Origin of the sequence: Labilithrix sp. (assembly GCA_019637155.1) — a bacterium.
Classification (GTDB): Bacteria; Myxococcota_A; Polyangia; order Polyangiales; family Polyangiaceae; genus Labilithrix.
Genome location: JAHBWE010000010.1, coordinates 240517 through 254577, shown reverse-complemented (window position 1 = coordinate 254577; position 14061 = coordinate 240517). Strand labels below are relative to the sequence as shown.

The 14061-nt window shown below is 70.3% G+C and carries 14 protein-coding genes; 11 read left to right on the top strand and 3 right to left on the bottom strand.

Annotated features, from left to right (window positions below):
- Entirely contained in the window at window positions 1-1311 is a 1311-nt protein-coding gene (locus tag KF837_22545; GenBank protein ID MBX3230118.1) for an aminopeptidase P N-terminal domain-containing protein, read from the bottom strand.
- 183 nt (window positions 1312-1494) lie between these two features.
- Here KF837_22545 and KF837_22540 point away from each other — a divergent pair, with 183 nt between their 5' ends.
- The 5 genes from KF837_22540 (at window position 1495) to KF837_22520 (ending at window position 6250) form a co-directional block, all read left to right on the top strand.
- Window positions 1495-2424, top strand: coding sequence for a hypothetical protein (locus KF837_22540; GenBank protein ID MBX3230117.1), 930 nt, complete (start codon window positions 1495-1497; stop codon window positions 2422-2424).
- Window positions 2424-3260 (top strand): hypothetical protein, encoded by an 837-nt coding sequence (locus tag KF837_22535; protein MBX3230116.1) that lies wholly within the window; start codon window positions 2424-2426, stop codon window positions 3258-3260. Before KF837_22540 ends, KF837_22535 begins: the two co-directional genes overlap by 1 nt.
- A gap of 149 nt (window positions 3261-3409) precedes the next feature.
- Complete coding sequence (locus KF837_22530) at window positions 3410-4354, top strand: hypothetical protein (GenBank protein ID MBX3230115.1); 945 nt, start codon at window positions 3410-3412, stop codon at window positions 4352-4354.
- A complete protein-coding gene (locus KF837_22525) occupies window positions 4351-5034 on the top strand; it encodes a hypothetical protein (protein ID MBX3230114.1) in 684 nt (227 codons plus the stop codon). Before KF837_22530 ends, KF837_22525 begins: the two co-directional genes overlap by 4 nt.
- Window positions 5035-5044: 10 nt before the next feature.
- The gene (locus KF837_22520; protein MBX3230113.1) at window positions 5045-6250 is read left to right on the top strand and encodes a DUF1501 domain-containing protein; all 1206 of its coding nucleotides are present in this window, start codon (window positions 5045-5047) and stop codon (window positions 6248-6250) included.
- Between the two features lie 250 nt (window positions 6251-6500).
- Here KF837_22520 and KF837_22515 read toward each other — a convergent pair whose 3' ends face one another.
- The gene (locus KF837_22515) at window positions 6501-7460 is read right to left on the bottom strand and encodes an FHA domain-containing protein (protein MBX3230112.1); all 960 of its coding nucleotides are present in this window, start codon (window positions 7458-7460) and stop codon (window positions 6501-6503) included.
- A gap of 9 nt (window positions 7461-7469) precedes the next feature.
- Between KF837_22515 and KF837_22510 the strand changes: the two genes are divergently transcribed.
- The 4 genes from KF837_22510 to KF837_22495 are packed head-to-tail and all read left to right on the top strand — an operon-like array spanning window position 7470 to window position 9408.
- Window positions 7470-7931, top strand: coding sequence for a hypothetical protein (locus KF837_22510; GenBank protein MBX3230111.1), 462 nt, complete (start codon window positions 7470-7472; stop codon window positions 7929-7931).
- A 47-nt stretch (window positions 7932-7978) separates the two neighbouring features.
- A complete protein-coding gene (locus KF837_22505) occupies window positions 7979-8533 on the top strand; it encodes a hypothetical protein (protein ID MBX3230110.1) in 555 nt (184 codons plus the stop codon).
- Between the two features lie 24 nt (window positions 8534-8557).
- Window positions 8558-9028, top strand: coding sequence for a hypothetical protein (locus tag KF837_22500; protein MBX3230109.1), 471 nt, complete (start codon window positions 8558-8560; stop codon window positions 9026-9028).
- Between the two features lie 14 nt (window positions 9029-9042).
- Window positions 9043-9408, top strand: coding sequence for a hypothetical protein (locus KF837_22495; protein MBX3230108.1), 366 nt, complete (start codon window positions 9043-9045; stop codon window positions 9406-9408).
- A gap of 38 nt (window positions 9409-9446) precedes the next feature.
- Here the strand turns inward: KF837_22495 and KF837_22490 are convergent, their stop codons facing one another.
- Window positions 9447-9674, bottom strand: a complete 228-nt coding sequence (locus KF837_22490; GenBank protein ID MBX3230107.1) for a hypothetical protein — start codon at window positions 9672-9674, stop codon at window positions 9447-9449.
- A 78-nt stretch (window positions 9675-9752) separates the two neighbouring features.
- Between KF837_22490 and KF837_22485 the strand changes: the two genes are divergently transcribed.
- The gene (locus tag KF837_22485) at window positions 9753-12416 is read left to right on the top strand and encodes a hypothetical protein (protein ID MBX3230106.1); all 2664 of its coding nucleotides are present in this window, start codon (window positions 9753-9755) and stop codon (window positions 12414-12416) included.
- 210 nt (window positions 12417-12626) lie between these two features.
- Window positions 12627-13415 (top strand): TPM domain-containing protein, encoded by a 789-nt coding sequence (locus tag KF837_22480; protein MBX3230105.1) that lies wholly within the window; start codon window positions 12627-12629, stop codon window positions 13413-13415.
- Window positions 13416-14061: the final 646 nt, after the last annotated feature.

Genomic DNA, 14061 nt, shown 5'->3' with positions numbered 1-14061 from the left:
TCAGGCGCAGGCGGCGAGGAGCTCGGACGGCTTCTTCGGGATCGACGCGGTCAGGTTGTCGGGCTCGCCTTCGGTGACGAGGATGTCGTCCTCGATCCGGACGCCGATGCCGCGCCACTCGGCGGGGACCTTGTCGTTGTTCTTCGCGATGTAGATGCCGGGCTCGACGGTGAGCACCATCCCGGGCTCGAGCGTGCGCGCCTTGCCGCCGACGTAGTAGTTGCCGACGTCGTGCACGTCCATGCCGAGCCAGTGACAGGTCTTGTGCATGTAGAACGGCTTGTACTTCTCTTCCTTGATCAGCGTCTCGACGTCGCCCTCGAGGAGGCCGAGCGTGACGAGGCCGCGCGTGATCACGTCGACGCACGTGTTGTGGATCTGCTCGAGCGAGCTCCCCTTCCGCGCCTTCTCGATGCCGGCGAGCTGCGCGTCGAGCACGAGGTTGTAGATCGTCTCCTGCTGCTTGTTGAACGCGCCGCCGACCGGGAACGTGCGCGTGACGTCGCTCGCGTAGTAGTCGTACTCGCAGCCCGCGTCGATGAGGAGGAGCTCGCCGTCCTCCATCTTCTTGTTGTTCTGGCGGTAGTGGAGGATCGTCGCGTTCACGCCGGAGCCGACGATGCTGCCGTAGGCGGGGCGCTCGGAGCCGTGCATGCGGAAGGTCTCGAGCAGCATCGCCTCGACCTGGAACTCGTGCATGCCCGGCTTCGTCGACCGCATCGCGCGGAGGTGCGCCTCGGCCGTGATCTCCGCGGCGCGGCGCATCGCGGCGAGGTCCTCGCCGTGCTTGAAGAGGCGCATCTCGTGGAGCACGGTGCCGGGATCGACGATCTCGGTCGGCCACGCGTGACCGAGCTTGCCGCGCGCGCGGGCGCGATCGATCCCCTCCAGCACCTTGTCGTCCATCGCGCGGTTCGGGCCGAGGCGGTAGTAGAGGCGCTTCTTGTTCTGGAAGAGCTTCGGGAGCTCCTCCGCGACCTTGTCGATCGTGAACGCCTCGTCGGCGCCGAAGTGCTCCTTCACGCCGTCGACGCCGTAGCGCGGCCCGTCCCACGTCTCGCGCTCGGGATCGCGCGCGCGCACGAACATCGTCGTCTTCTCGGCCGTCACGACGAGGACCGTGCCCGGCTCGCTCCAGCCGGTGAGGTAGAAGAGGTCCGAGTCCTGGCGGTACTCGTGCTCGACGTCGTTGTTGCGAGTGAAGACCGGGGCCGAGGCGAACACGGCGACCCAGTCGTCCCCCTTCGCCGCCACCGTCTCCATGAAGGCGCGCCGACGCTTTCCGTGGACCTCGCTGTGGCACGTGCACATGCCTCCTTCTTCTATCACGCCCCGTCGTCGGATCTCGGCGTGCCGATCCCCGCGATCAGGCGGCGCTCGTTCCGAGCGAGCCTCGATCGCGCCGCGCGCCTCGAAAATCGCGCCAAAACGGCGGGTAAATCGCCGATCCAGGGGTCTCCGGCGCCTGGCACGGCGGTCGCTATGACCCGAGGCATGAGCATCCTCTCCCGCGCCGCCGTCCTCGCGTTCGGTACCGTCGCCCTCCTCAGCCAGGCCTGCACCTTCGCGAGCCCGACGACGGTGAAGTACGAGCCCGCCGAGGACGTCGACGGCACCGAGGACGCGACGACGAAGGGCGCGCCCTCGAGCGGCGACGCGCCGAGCGGCGGCGGCGCGGCGAGCACGTGCTCGGGCGCGTGGGCGAAGCCGGACCTCTCGAAGCTCACCGCGTGCGGCGGCGGCAAGGGCCACTGCTACCCGAAGAACAAGACGCCCGGCGGCGAGCGGCTCGTGGCGTGCGAGGACGCCGACGAGGTCTGCGTCCTCGACACGATCCTCGAGGCCGCGGGCGGCAAGCTGAAGTCGTGCAAGGTCGCGATCCTCGGCGACGTGCCGGGCGCGTGCACCGCGCTCGACGTCCTGCCCGAGGCCGAGCGCAAGCTCGCGGAGCCGAACCTGAAGCAGGACGCCTGCGACGCGGGCGAGGTCTGCGCGCCGTGCAAGAACCCGCAGGAGAACAACGCGGACACGGGGCTCTGCGGCGAGGTCGGCGTGAAGGAAGAGGAGTGCAAGGGCGGCGGCGCGACGAACGAGGCGCCCGCGAAGCCCGCCGAGCCGGCGGAGGCCTGCTGCGGCGGCGAAGGCCAGTGCATGGCGGTCGGCGGCGACATCGCGAGCAAGATGGTCAAGGACACGTGCTCCGGCGAGAAGATGTGCGCGCCGAAGTCGTCGCTCGACGGCGGCAAGGTCTGCAACGCGGGCCTCCTCGCCGGCGCGGGCGTCTGCATGGGCCACTGCTTCAACGCGACGCTCGCGAAGGCCTCGTTCCTCCTCAAGCAGGACGTCTGCAGCGAGACCGAGTCGTGCATCCCCTGCAACATCGCGAAGCAGATGGCCGGCGGCGCGGTCCCGGGGTGCCAGTGATGAAGGCCGTCGTCGTCGTCGTCGCCGCGCTCGCGGTCGGCTCCGTCGCGTGCACGATCGGCCAGGAGCGCTACGAGGTCGTGAAATACGAGGTCGTGAAGGCGCCGAAGACGCTGACCTGCGACTCGCCGTTCGTGAAGGTCGACCCCGCGTCGCTCCCGAAGAAGTGCGGCGGCGGCGAGCGCGGCGACGGCCACTGCTACGACAAGACGAAGGTCAACATGCCGGAGGAGGAGTTCGCCGACGACGCGTGCGACGCCGCGACCGAGATCTGCGTGCCGGACAAGGTCCTCCTCGCCGACGGCAAGAAGGCGACGTCGTGCACGGCGTTCAACGGCAAAGACGGCGGCTGCATCAGCCGCCTCTCGAAGCAGGCCGAGCAGAACAAGGCGGTCCTCGGGCAGAAGAACTGCGCGGAGGACGAGCTCTGCGCGCCCTGCATCGATCCGCGCGACGGCGTCACGGAGACGGGCGCGTGCAGCGAGGGCGGCGTCCACGAGAAGGCGTGCACCGGCGGCAAGGACGCGCCGAAGGTCGAGATGTGCTGCCACGGCATGGGCGTGTGCATGAACCTCGACGGCGTCCCCGAGGAGCAGCGCGACAACATGAACGTGGACAGCTGCAAGAAGGACGGCCAGGTCTGCGCCCCCGCCGCGCAGATGACCGGTAAAACCGTCAAATGCGACGTGTTCGGGATGCCCGGGGTCTGCCTCGACGTCTGCTTCGCGACCCAGCTGCGGTCGGTCCAGAAGACGACGCGCTCGAGCTGCAAGCCGACGGAGCTCTGTCTCCCCTGCGCGATCGGCAAGGGCCAGGGGATGCCCGGCTGCGACTAGCGAGTGGGGGCTTCCCCACCCTGGTCGGCGGTGTCACTCGCGCGGTGACACGTTGCGCATCATCCGCGCCGCGGGCCGCGCAAGTTGCGCAACGTGACGCCGTGAAATTGCTGACAAAAGACGGCAAGGCATGTGCATCGGGGTAGGACATGATGCGTTTCAGCAGGCTCGCTCCGGTCGCCGCCGGCGCCGTCGCCCTCGTCGCGGCCCTCGCGAAGCCCACGCCCTCCCGCGCCGACGGCGAGGCCGAGACGACCGCGCTGAAGGAGCGCTGCGCGACCCGCCTCGCGATCGCCTTCACCGGCAAGAGCGCGTCGCCCGAGCTCGCGGCGTCCGCCAATCCGCAAGACGGCGTCGAGGCGCTCCTCGCCGATCCGCTGTTTTTCGAGCGGTTCGCGCGCTTCATCAACTCCGAGCTCAACCCCGAGGCCGGGATGATGCCGGGAGAAGATGCAGCCTACACGCTCACGAAGCACGTCATGACCGACGGCAAGCTGCCGTGGAAGGACATGTTCGTCGGCGCCTACGACGTGACCGACGCGGTCACGCCGAACGCGAACGGGCTCGGCTACTTCCGGAGCAAGGCGTGGATGGAGCGCTACGCCGGCAACGAGGCGCAGGGTTACCGCCTCGCCGCGGCGTACCGCATCATGCAGAACACGACCGGCCTCGAGCTCGTCGCGACGACGAACGTCGAGGGCGTCGACGACACCGCCGCCGGCCGCCAGAACGTCGCGTGCGCCGGCTGCCACTACACCGGTTGGTTCGCGCTCGACCTCGTCGCGAAGACGCTGACGAAGACGAAGCGCGACAAGGACGGCGTCGTCACGTTCCCCGCCAATTCGGTCGACGGCCCGCAGACGGTCCTCGGCGGCAAGACGATCGCGAACGACAAGGAGCTCGTGCAGGCGCTCGTCGACTCCGACAACTTCAAGGTCAACACCTGCCGCCTCGCCTTCAAGTTCCTCTACGGCCGCGCGGAGACGACGTGCGAGGGCCCCGTCTTCGACAAGTGCGTCGACGCGTTCTCGAGCGCCGGCACGATGCAGTCCGCCCTCTCCACCATCGCGAAGGACGCGACGTTCTGCCAATGAGCACCCCGATGAAGACCAACGACGCCTTCACCCTCTCCGTCGCGCTCGTCACCACGTTCTTCGTCGCGTGCGCCGACGAGAGCGGCGAGCTCTCGCGCCGCCCGAACGACGGCGACGCCCCGGGCGCCGCCGACACGGCCGCGACGCAGGAGGAGCAGGACCCGAACGATCCCGCGCTCTGCAAGGCGAAGAGCCGCGACTACCAGAGCTTCGACCACTCGTCGCTCACCGAAAAGCGCGTCGTCACCCGCCTCGGCAACGACCGCGGGCGCGTGAAGCCGTTCAGCGCGCTCCAGACCGAATACGCGCGCGTCCTCGGCGCCGCGCCCGCGCGCCTCGCCGGCTCCGGCGCGACCTTCGGCCAGGTGCCGAAGAACTGGTACGAGGAGCCGCACGCGAGCGCGATCGCGCTCCAGACCGCGTACGACATCGCGTTCGACGGCTGCCTCGACTACACGAAGACCGACGCCGCGTTCGCCGGCGCGCCGGACGCGACCAGCGCGCCGGCGCAGTGCGGAGCGATGATCCGCAAGTTCTGGAGCCGCGTCGCCGCTCCGCAAGAGGTCCAGGCCTGCGTCGACATGGCGACGACGGGCGCCGCCGCCGAACCCGATCCCCGCCGCAAGTGGGCGTACGCGTGCGCGTCCGTCCTCTCGTCCGCCGGCTTCATGACCTACTGAGGAATCGAAGATGAACTTCTCTCGTCGTGGGTTTCTGAAGGCACTCGGCATCGGCGCCGGCGCGGCGATCGGCACGCGCATCCCGGGCGCGCGCTTGATCGGCGAGGCGAACGCCGCCGTCACGGAGCCGACCTCGGTCGTCGTCCTCCACCTCCAGGGCGGCTACAACGCGCTCTTCGCGAGCGCCGACTCGCTCGTGGGCCGCTTCGGCGTCACCGGCAACGGCAAGGACAACGGCAACTGGCGGGCGCTCGCGAACGGGAACGGCCCCGGCATCGACCTCGCCTGGTTCAACTCGATGTCTCCCTTCACGCGACAGCACATGGCCGCGGTCGGCGTCCGGCACGGCATCTCGAACCACCCCGGCGCGCGCCGCGCGCTCTGGGACCACCAGAACCGGAACGCGGGGCTCCTCCTCGCGAACGCGATCGGCGGCACGTCGCAGCTCAAGGCGGCGGTCGTCGGCCCGCGGCTCCTCGACTCCTCGTACACGCCGATCGGCCAGACGTCGTTCCAGTCGATCACGGACATGCAGAAGACGATCGACGCGCTCGGCGGCGGCAAGCCGGACCCGCGCGTCCCCGACCGTACGATCGCGGCGGCCGGCGTCGAGGCGGCGCAGACGATGAGCGGCAACGCGCTGACGGGGAGCCCCGAGTCGCTCGACTCGCTCGAGAGCGGCTACGTCGCGGCGATCGACACGCTGAAGGCGCCGGTGAAGAAGTTCAGCTTCGACGAGCTGAAGACGGCCTACGCGCTCGGCGACGCGACCGCGGTGAACAACCTGAAGTCGAAGTTCGCGGCGGCGGAGCTCATGGTCCGCGCCGGCTCGAACGTCGTTCAGATCGTGGACGCGGGCTGGGACACGCACGGCGACACCGACGGCGCGACGGTGCGCAACAAGATGCGGACCGTGCTCCCGCCGCTCAACGCGTTCATCAAGCGGATGGTCGAGGACAAGACCCGCAACGTCACCGTCGTCATCATGGGCGACTTCGCGCGCAGCCTCCCGGGCTCGGATCACCAGCCGAACCTGACCGCCACCGTCATCGGCAAAAATGTGAAAGTCGGCACAACCGGACGCACCGCCAAAGGTGCCGTCACGCTCGCCCCCGGCACCCCCGGCATCGCCGGCCTCTGGTCGTACTTGGCGACGCTCGCGAAGGTCGACGACAACCCCTTCGGCGCCAACCCGCACAGCAAGCTCGTGGCCTAGTCTTGCTCAACGTCGGGGGCTTCGCCCCGACACCCCACCCCAGATACGGCCCTCGCGCTGCGCGCTCGGGTCGCTTCGCGACCGCTGTGGCGGCCGCGTCTGGGGCCCCGTTCCGCCCGCAGCCATATGCACCCGGGGCCCCGCGACTGCGGCCGCGAAAGCGGTTTGCGAAGCAAACCCGAGCGCGCAGCGCGAGGGCCGTGGTCGCGGGGTGGGGGTGTCGGGGGCGAAGCCCCCGACGTTGAGTAACCTACTCCATCAGGGAGAAGACTACGAAGAGGGCGCCTAGGATGGCGACGCCGGCGACGAGCAGGAGCAGGAGGCCGGAGCCTTTGCCGATCTTCGTGCCGCTGGCTTTCCAGCCGCCGCGCTCGAGGGCGCGGGAGGAGCTCGGGGTCGCGGGGAGCGCGCCTGGCGTGGAGGGGACGATCGCGCCGTCGTTCTGCGGCTTCGCCTCGTAGTGGTAGACGCCGACGTTCGTGGGTGGGCCGGCGGCGAGGACCTCCGGCGACGGGGTGAAGGTCTGCGCGGCGGGCGCCGATCGCGGAGGCGCGGTCATCGGCGCGCTCGGGATCGCCGACGGCGCCGCGCGCCGGAGCTCGGGCGGCAGATCGAGCGCGAGCACCGTCGCGCCGATCTTGAGCATGCGTGGGACCTCCCACTCGATCGTGGCGCCTTGATAGACAGCGGAGCGGCCGAGCCACGAGCCGCGCGTCGAGGCCTGATCGTGGATGAGGATCGTCGGGCCGCGACGGACGATCTTGAGGTGCTCGCGCGAGACCTCGCGGTCCTTCAAGACGAGGTCGGCCGTCTTCGCGCGGCCGATGATGTACTCGCGGTTCTCCTCCGCGAGGACGACCTCGCTCCCCGCGCTCTGGCCCTCCACCACGCGGACGCGCGGTCCGTGCGCGCCGCCGGGGAGCGCGCGCGGGGCGCCCTCGACCACGAGGACGATGGGGCCGATCTGGATGTCGTCGCCGGGCATGATCAGACGGCGCACCCCCGCGTCGAGCGGGACGTCGCCGATCGCGCAGTCGGGGCCGATCGAGATCAGCGCGTCGACGCTGATCGTGGCGTGCTCGTCGTCGACGCCCGGGACGTCGACGCGGATCTCGCATTTCTCCGCGCGGCCGATCGTGAGCGGCCGCGCTCCGAGAGGAATGCGGCGTGGCTCGCGGAACGATCCTCCCGGCGGAACGACCAATTGCACGCTCCACGAGTGTCGCATGCGCTCGCCGGAGGTGAGCATTCTTTTTGGCCCATCCCGGCGCTCCGGACTTTGATACGCGCCATGGATGAACGCCGCCGCCGCCGCAGCTCCGACCCGCTCGTCGCTTTGCATTACCAGCTCAGCTCCGTGCGCTCCGCCGGTGACCTCGATGCGATCGTCGTGGCCGATCCCTCGGGGGTCGTCGTCGCCGGCGCCGGGTCGTGGCCCGTCTGCGAAGAGCTCGCTGCCTACGCGCCGCTCCTCGCCGACGGGGAGTGGTCGTCGCTGAGCACCACCGTCTCTTCGCGCGTCGAAGCCCTGCGGCACGAAGTCGACGTCCGCACCGTGTCGATCGCGGGCCAGGACGTCCTCCTCTGTACACGGCAGAAGCGCCGCGACCCGAACGCCGACACCCACGTCGATCACGCGGCCCGCGGCATCACGCGGATCCTGACCGAAGCTGCAGCCTGACGCAGCGCGTTGACGTCGCTCGACGCGACGACTAAGAGCCGTTCATGATGAGCGACTCGGAAGCGCCGCCGAGAGAGCGCGACGACACGGACAGCGTCCCGCCCGAGGGCTCCGAGAAGAGCCGGCGCCGCCGCCTCGAGGGCGTCATCCCGGAGATCGTCCGCCGTGCCGTCGAGCTCGGCGTGGAGAAGGCGCAAGAGGCGCCCGACGATCTCCGCGAGATGGTGAAGGGCCTCAAGCTTCCGAAGGAGGTCGCCCACTACCTCCTGCAGCAGATCGACGACACGAAGAACGGCCTCTTCCGCGTCGTCGCGAAGGAGATCCGAGATTTTCTCGAGCACACGAACTTCGCCGGCGAGGTGCAGAAGCTCCTCACGACCGTGCAGTTCGAGGTGAACACGACGATCCGCTTCACGCCGAACGACGGCTCGCCGAAGAAGAAGACGACGAAGAGCCAGCCGCCCGGAGCCTCTGCCTCGGGCGAGATCGGCGCCGTCGAAGGCGACGCGGAGCCGCAAGAGACCGTCTCGGGGCTGCCCAAGCCCGAGGTGAAGACGCAGGTCACGGTCGAGAAGCGGAAAGATCGCGATCGCGACGGCTAGCGCACGGGGTATGCTGCCGGCCCCATGACGAAACCGCTCAAGACGGGTGGCGAGGCCGACAGCTGGTGCACCAAGTGCAAGCTGGTCCTGAACCACCGCATCATCGCGATGGTCGGCGGCGTCCCCGTGCGCGTCGAATGCTCGACGTGCGGCTCCCATCACAACTACCGGGCGCGCGCGCCGGGGGAGAAGGCGCCCAGCACGTCGACGCGCAGCTCCTCCTCTTCTGCGGGACCGCGTTCGACGCGCGGGTCCACGATCACGAAGGCGGCGCAGGCGGCGCTCGATCGCGAGAAGTCGTGGTCGCAGGCCGTGAGCGGCAAGCTCGCGAACGACTTCAAACCTTATCGAGTCGATCAGCTCTTCAACGAAGGGGACTTGATTCGACACAAGAAATTCGGGGACGGCGTGGTCACGCGGGTACTCGATCCGAAGAAGGTGGAGATCCTCTTCAAGGACGAGCCGCGTACCCTCGCGCAGGGGCTTACGGATTAGGAGGAACCCTTCGGATGAAGCAGCTCTTTCTTGGCATCGTGGTCGCAGGCATCGTCGTCGCGTGCAGCAGCGAAGACCCGGCGCAGACGGCGGAGGCGGACGTCGTCAACGTGTCGATCGGCGGCGCGAACGGCTTCGTGTTCGAGCCGGCGCAGGTACGCATCAAGGTCGGCCAGACGATCCGCTGGACGTGGATGGGCGGCGGCGAGCACAACGTCGTCTCGGGCGACAACTGCACCCAGGACGACAAGTTCCCGCGCAGCGGCGCGCCGCAAGGCGGCGGCACCTACGAGCGCAAGTTCGATGTCGCCGGCACGTTCCCGTACTTCTGCGAGCCGCACTGCAGCATGGGCATGAAGGGCGAAGTCATCGTCGAGTAGCGCTCACCATGCTCCGCGGAAAGCTCGCCGACCTCGCTTCACCTCCGCGCGAGCTCTCCCTTCGGCCCGCGGCGCGTGAGCGTGGGCTCGCGGCGCGCGAGCGTGGGCTCGCGGCGCGCGAGCGTGGGCTCGCGGCGCGAGGGCGCGGGCTCGCGTCGCGAGGGTGCGGGCTTCCCTTTCTCCTTCACGTCGCGGCGCGCGGGCGCGGGCTTCCCTTTCTCCTTCACCTCGCGTCGCGAGGGCGCGGCCTCCCCTTTCTCCTTCACCTCACGGCGCGCGGGCTCCTCTTTCTCCTTCTCCTGGGTGGTGGGGCGGCGCGGGCGGAGGTGGTCGCACCGGCGAGGGTGCAGCTCGCGCCCTCGGCGCGCGGGGTGCTCGGGGCGTGGATCGTGGCGGGGCCCTTCGCGGCAACGAGCGCGGAGGCCGCTACCCCGCCGGCTTATGGATGGAAGGTCGTCGCCACCGGCGGCGACAAGCAAGATCCGGGGAGCGAGGGCGCGCGCGTCGTCGATCTCAAGGCCGCGCTCGGCGCGAAGAACAAAGACGTCGTCGCGTGGGCGAAGGGACGGCTTCACGTCGAGGAGGCCGGAAAGCACTTCTTGCTCCTCGGGGTCGACGACGGCGTCCGCGTCTCCGTCGACGGCAAGGTCGTCTACACGCGCGACGAGGCGCGACCGCTGCGCGACGACGCCGACGTCATCCCGCTCGACCTCGCCGCCGGCGATCACGATCTCTTATTGAAGCTCCACCAGCGCGACGGCGCGTGGGCGTTCCGTGCGCGCTTCGTCGACGCACGCCTCGAACCGCCCGCGGGCGCGTACCTCGAGCTCCCCGACACCACCAGCGACGACGCGCGCGCGCTCGCGAACAAGATGTCCTGGCTCGTCGTCGATCGCGCGTTCGACTCGCACGCCGACCCTCCGCGCTACCGACCGGTGCTGACCGTGCGCTACCCGGACGGCGCACCGCGCGGCGTCCCGCTCGCGGTCGCGGCGAAGATCGACGGGATGTTCGACGTGACGGCGGGCGGCGTGACCGGCCCCTCCGATCTCGTCGTCGCGCTCCCGCCGATCGAGCCGTGGAGCGGGACGGTGACGCTCGAGAGCGTCGTCGCCGGGCGCGTCGTGAAGTCCTCGCTCGTCGCGCGGCCGGCGACGGAGCAAGCGCTCACGCGCATCGATCGCGCGCTCGCGAAGGTGTCGGGTCGGGAGCCATGGCTCCAGCCCGGCTCGCTCGACTCGGCCCGCTTCGTCGCGCAGCGCCTCGCGCGTCTCCTCGCGCGCGGCGACGCCGACACCGAGGCGCAGGCCGACGAGGCGAAGGACGTCGACCGCATCGCCGCGAACCTCGAGAAGGGCCTCGACCCGTACGACGGGCGCACGGGCATGATGCGGCGCGCGCTCGTCACGCCGTTCGACGCCGCGCCGAGCGAGTACGGGCTCTACGTCCCGCCGAGCTACAAGCCCGGCGCGGCGCGGAAGTACCCGCTCATCGTCGGCCTCCACGGCATGAACAGCGCACCGCTCTCGATGATGCGCGCGCTCTTCGGCCAGGACGACGAGAAGAAGGACCCCTGGTGGAAGGACCGTCACGCGGTCCCCCTCCCTCCCGTCGACGCGTTCGTGATCACGCCGTACGCGCACGGCAACACGATGTACCGCGAGATCGGCGAGGACGACGTCCTCTACTTGATGGAGTGGGCGAAGAAGACCTTCCCGATCGACGAGACGCGCATCACCGTGACGGGCCCATCGATGGGCGGCATCGGCTCCGCGTCCCTCCCCTTCCACTACCCGCACGTGTTCGCGGCGGCGGCGCCGCTCTGCGGATACCACAGCTATCTGATCCGCCCCGAGCTCTCGTCGCGCATCCGTCGCGGCTGGGAGCGCTCGCTGCTCGAGGAGCGCTCGAACGTGCTGTGGGCGGAGAACGGCGAGCACCTGCCGCTCTACATCGTGCACGGCACGCGCGATCTGCCGGAGGCGAACAGCGGCGTGCTCATCGAGCGCTACGAAAAGCTGAAATACTCGGTGAAGCACGAGCACCCGGACCTCGGCCACAACGTCTGGGGCGTCACGTACGGCGAGCTCAAGGGCATCAAGTGGCTCCTCGAGCAGCGGCTCGATCGCCACCCCGCGCGCGTGCGCTTCCGCACGATGCGCTCGCGCTACGCCACGAGCGCGTGGGTGACGGTGGACGAGCTCGCGAGCGAGCTGGGGTGGGCCGACGTCGACGCGCGCGTCGCCTCGCGCTCGCGCATCACGCTCACGACGACGAACGCGCTGGCGCTCACCCTCACGCGCGACGAGCGCCTCGTCGACGCGAGCGCCGCGATCACGGTCGTCGCGGACGGCACCTCGCTCACCTTCGCCGCCGACGAGCCGCTCGTCCTCCACCGCGCCGGCGCGACCTGGGAGAAGGGCCCCGCGACGCACGCGGGCCCGTACAAACACGGCCACGTGACGGGCCCGCTCCGCGACGTCTTCCACGAGCCGATCACGTTCGTGTACGCCGACGGCGACGAGGCGCGCGCGAACGCCGAGGTCGCCCGCGCGTTCGCCAACCGGCCGGGCGTCCCGACGCACTACCCGGTCATGAGCGACACCGAGTTCCTCGCCCGCGGCGAGCCGCTCGCGAACGATCGCGCGCTCTTCCTCCTCGGCCGCACGAACAAGGTCCTCGCCGCGCTCGGCGGCTCGTTCCCGATCCGCGTCGACGGGACCGGCGTCACGCTCGGCGCCCAGACCATCACCGGCCGCGAGGTCGGCGCGGCGTTCATCCACCCCAACCCACTCCGTCCGGATCGCTACGTCGTCGTCATCGCCGGCGCCGACGTCGCGGGCATGCTCCGCGCGCGCTCCCTCCCCGATCTCCTCCCAGACTACGTCGTATGGGACGCGGCCCTCGCCCCCGCCCAAGGCCAGGTGATGCTCGGCGCCACCCCCATCCGCGCCGCCGGCCTCTTCCACAACGACTGGACGCTCCCGCAAGAGCCACCCCCGAAGTAGCTCCCGCAGCGACCGGACGCTCCCGCAGGAGCCACTCCCGAAGTCGCGTCCCGCTCGAGCTCGGCGTCGTGCTTCGCCTTCGCGCCAGCTTTCCCGCGAGAGCCGCTCCCGGCGCGTCACGCTCGAGCTCGCTTTTCGCGACGCGACGCTACGCCACGTCAGGGCGTCGCACCGTGACGTGGCGCGCTCGCCGGATTACATTCCACGCCGGTGCTGCGTCGCGTCTTTGGAGTCCTCTTTGCGTTCGCGCTCTTCTTCGTCGCGACGTCGGCGCGCGCCGCGCCGTGGACGCCGCCCCCGCTCAACGGCCACGTGGTCGATCAAGCGGGAGCGCTGACGCCGGAGCAGCGGCGCGCCCTCGACCTGAAGCTCGACGACGCGAGGCAACAGACGGGCTTCGCGGTCGTGGTCCTTCTCCTCCCGCGCCTGCCGGACGGCCTCACGATCGACGACGTCGGCTATACGGCCGGCAACGCGTGGGGAGTCGGCTCGGCGAAGGGCGACGACGGCGTCCTCCTCATTCACTCCGCGGCGGAGCGGAAGCTGCGCATCGAGACGGGCAAAGGCGTCGGCGGTGCGCTGACGGACGTGGAGTCGAGCCACATCAACACCAAGGTCATCGCCCCTCTTCTCGTCGAGGGCCGCACGTACGACGCGATCGACGCCGGCACCGACGCGATCTTGAAGGCGCTCGTCGAAGGCACGCCCGGCGGAAAGAGCGAGCCAGGCCGCGCCCCGGCGCACGAGGGCAAGGGCAAGAGCGCCATCGAGGAGGCCACGCCCGCCGATCTCGCGAAGATGGGCGCGTGGATCGTCGCCCTCATCGGCATCATCGCCCTCGCGATCTACTCCCCGACGTTCCGTTCCCTCCTTTTCTGGCTCCTCTTCTTCGGCCGCGGTGGCGGAGGTGGTGGCTCGAGCGGCGGCGGAGGCGGCGGCTCCGGCTACGGAGGCGGCGGCGGCCGCTTCGGCGGCGGCGGCAGCAGCGACGGCTACTGAACCCCGACTCGGCAGCAACGGCCCGACTTGGCGCGACGGCCGACTTCGGCCCGACTTGGCGCGACGGCCGACTTCGGCCCGGCAACCACGACGGCCGACTTCGGCCGGCAGCCACGACGGCCCGACTTCGGCCCGGCCACGACGGCCCGACTTCGGCCGGCAGCCACGACGGCCCGACTTCGGCCCGGCCATGACGACCCGACTTCGGCCCGGCCATGACGACCCGACTTCGGCCCGGCCATGACGACCCGACGCCCGACTTCGGCCGGCAGCCATGACGGCCGAAGTCGGCCCCTCAGCCGCAACGGACGGCCGGACGGCTCTGTAGCCTACGACCGACGGACGGACCCCCCGCGGCCGCGACGGACGGCCGGCCCCTCAGCCGCGACGGCCGGCCGGACGGCCCGGGCAGCCGCAACGGCCGGACGCCGACGTCAGCCCCGCAGCTGCGACGGACAGCCCACTTCGACACCGCAGCCGCAACGGTCCGCACGGCGATGCCGCGTGCATCCGGTCCCGCGCCGCTGGTGCTCCGCCGCATTTGCACAACCTTGGTTGTGCAATCCCTCAGCGGGGACGGCGAGCGCGCGGTTTTCCGCCCGCGGAGGCGTTGTCGCGAGGACGAGCTCCGCCTCGGGTCGACGAG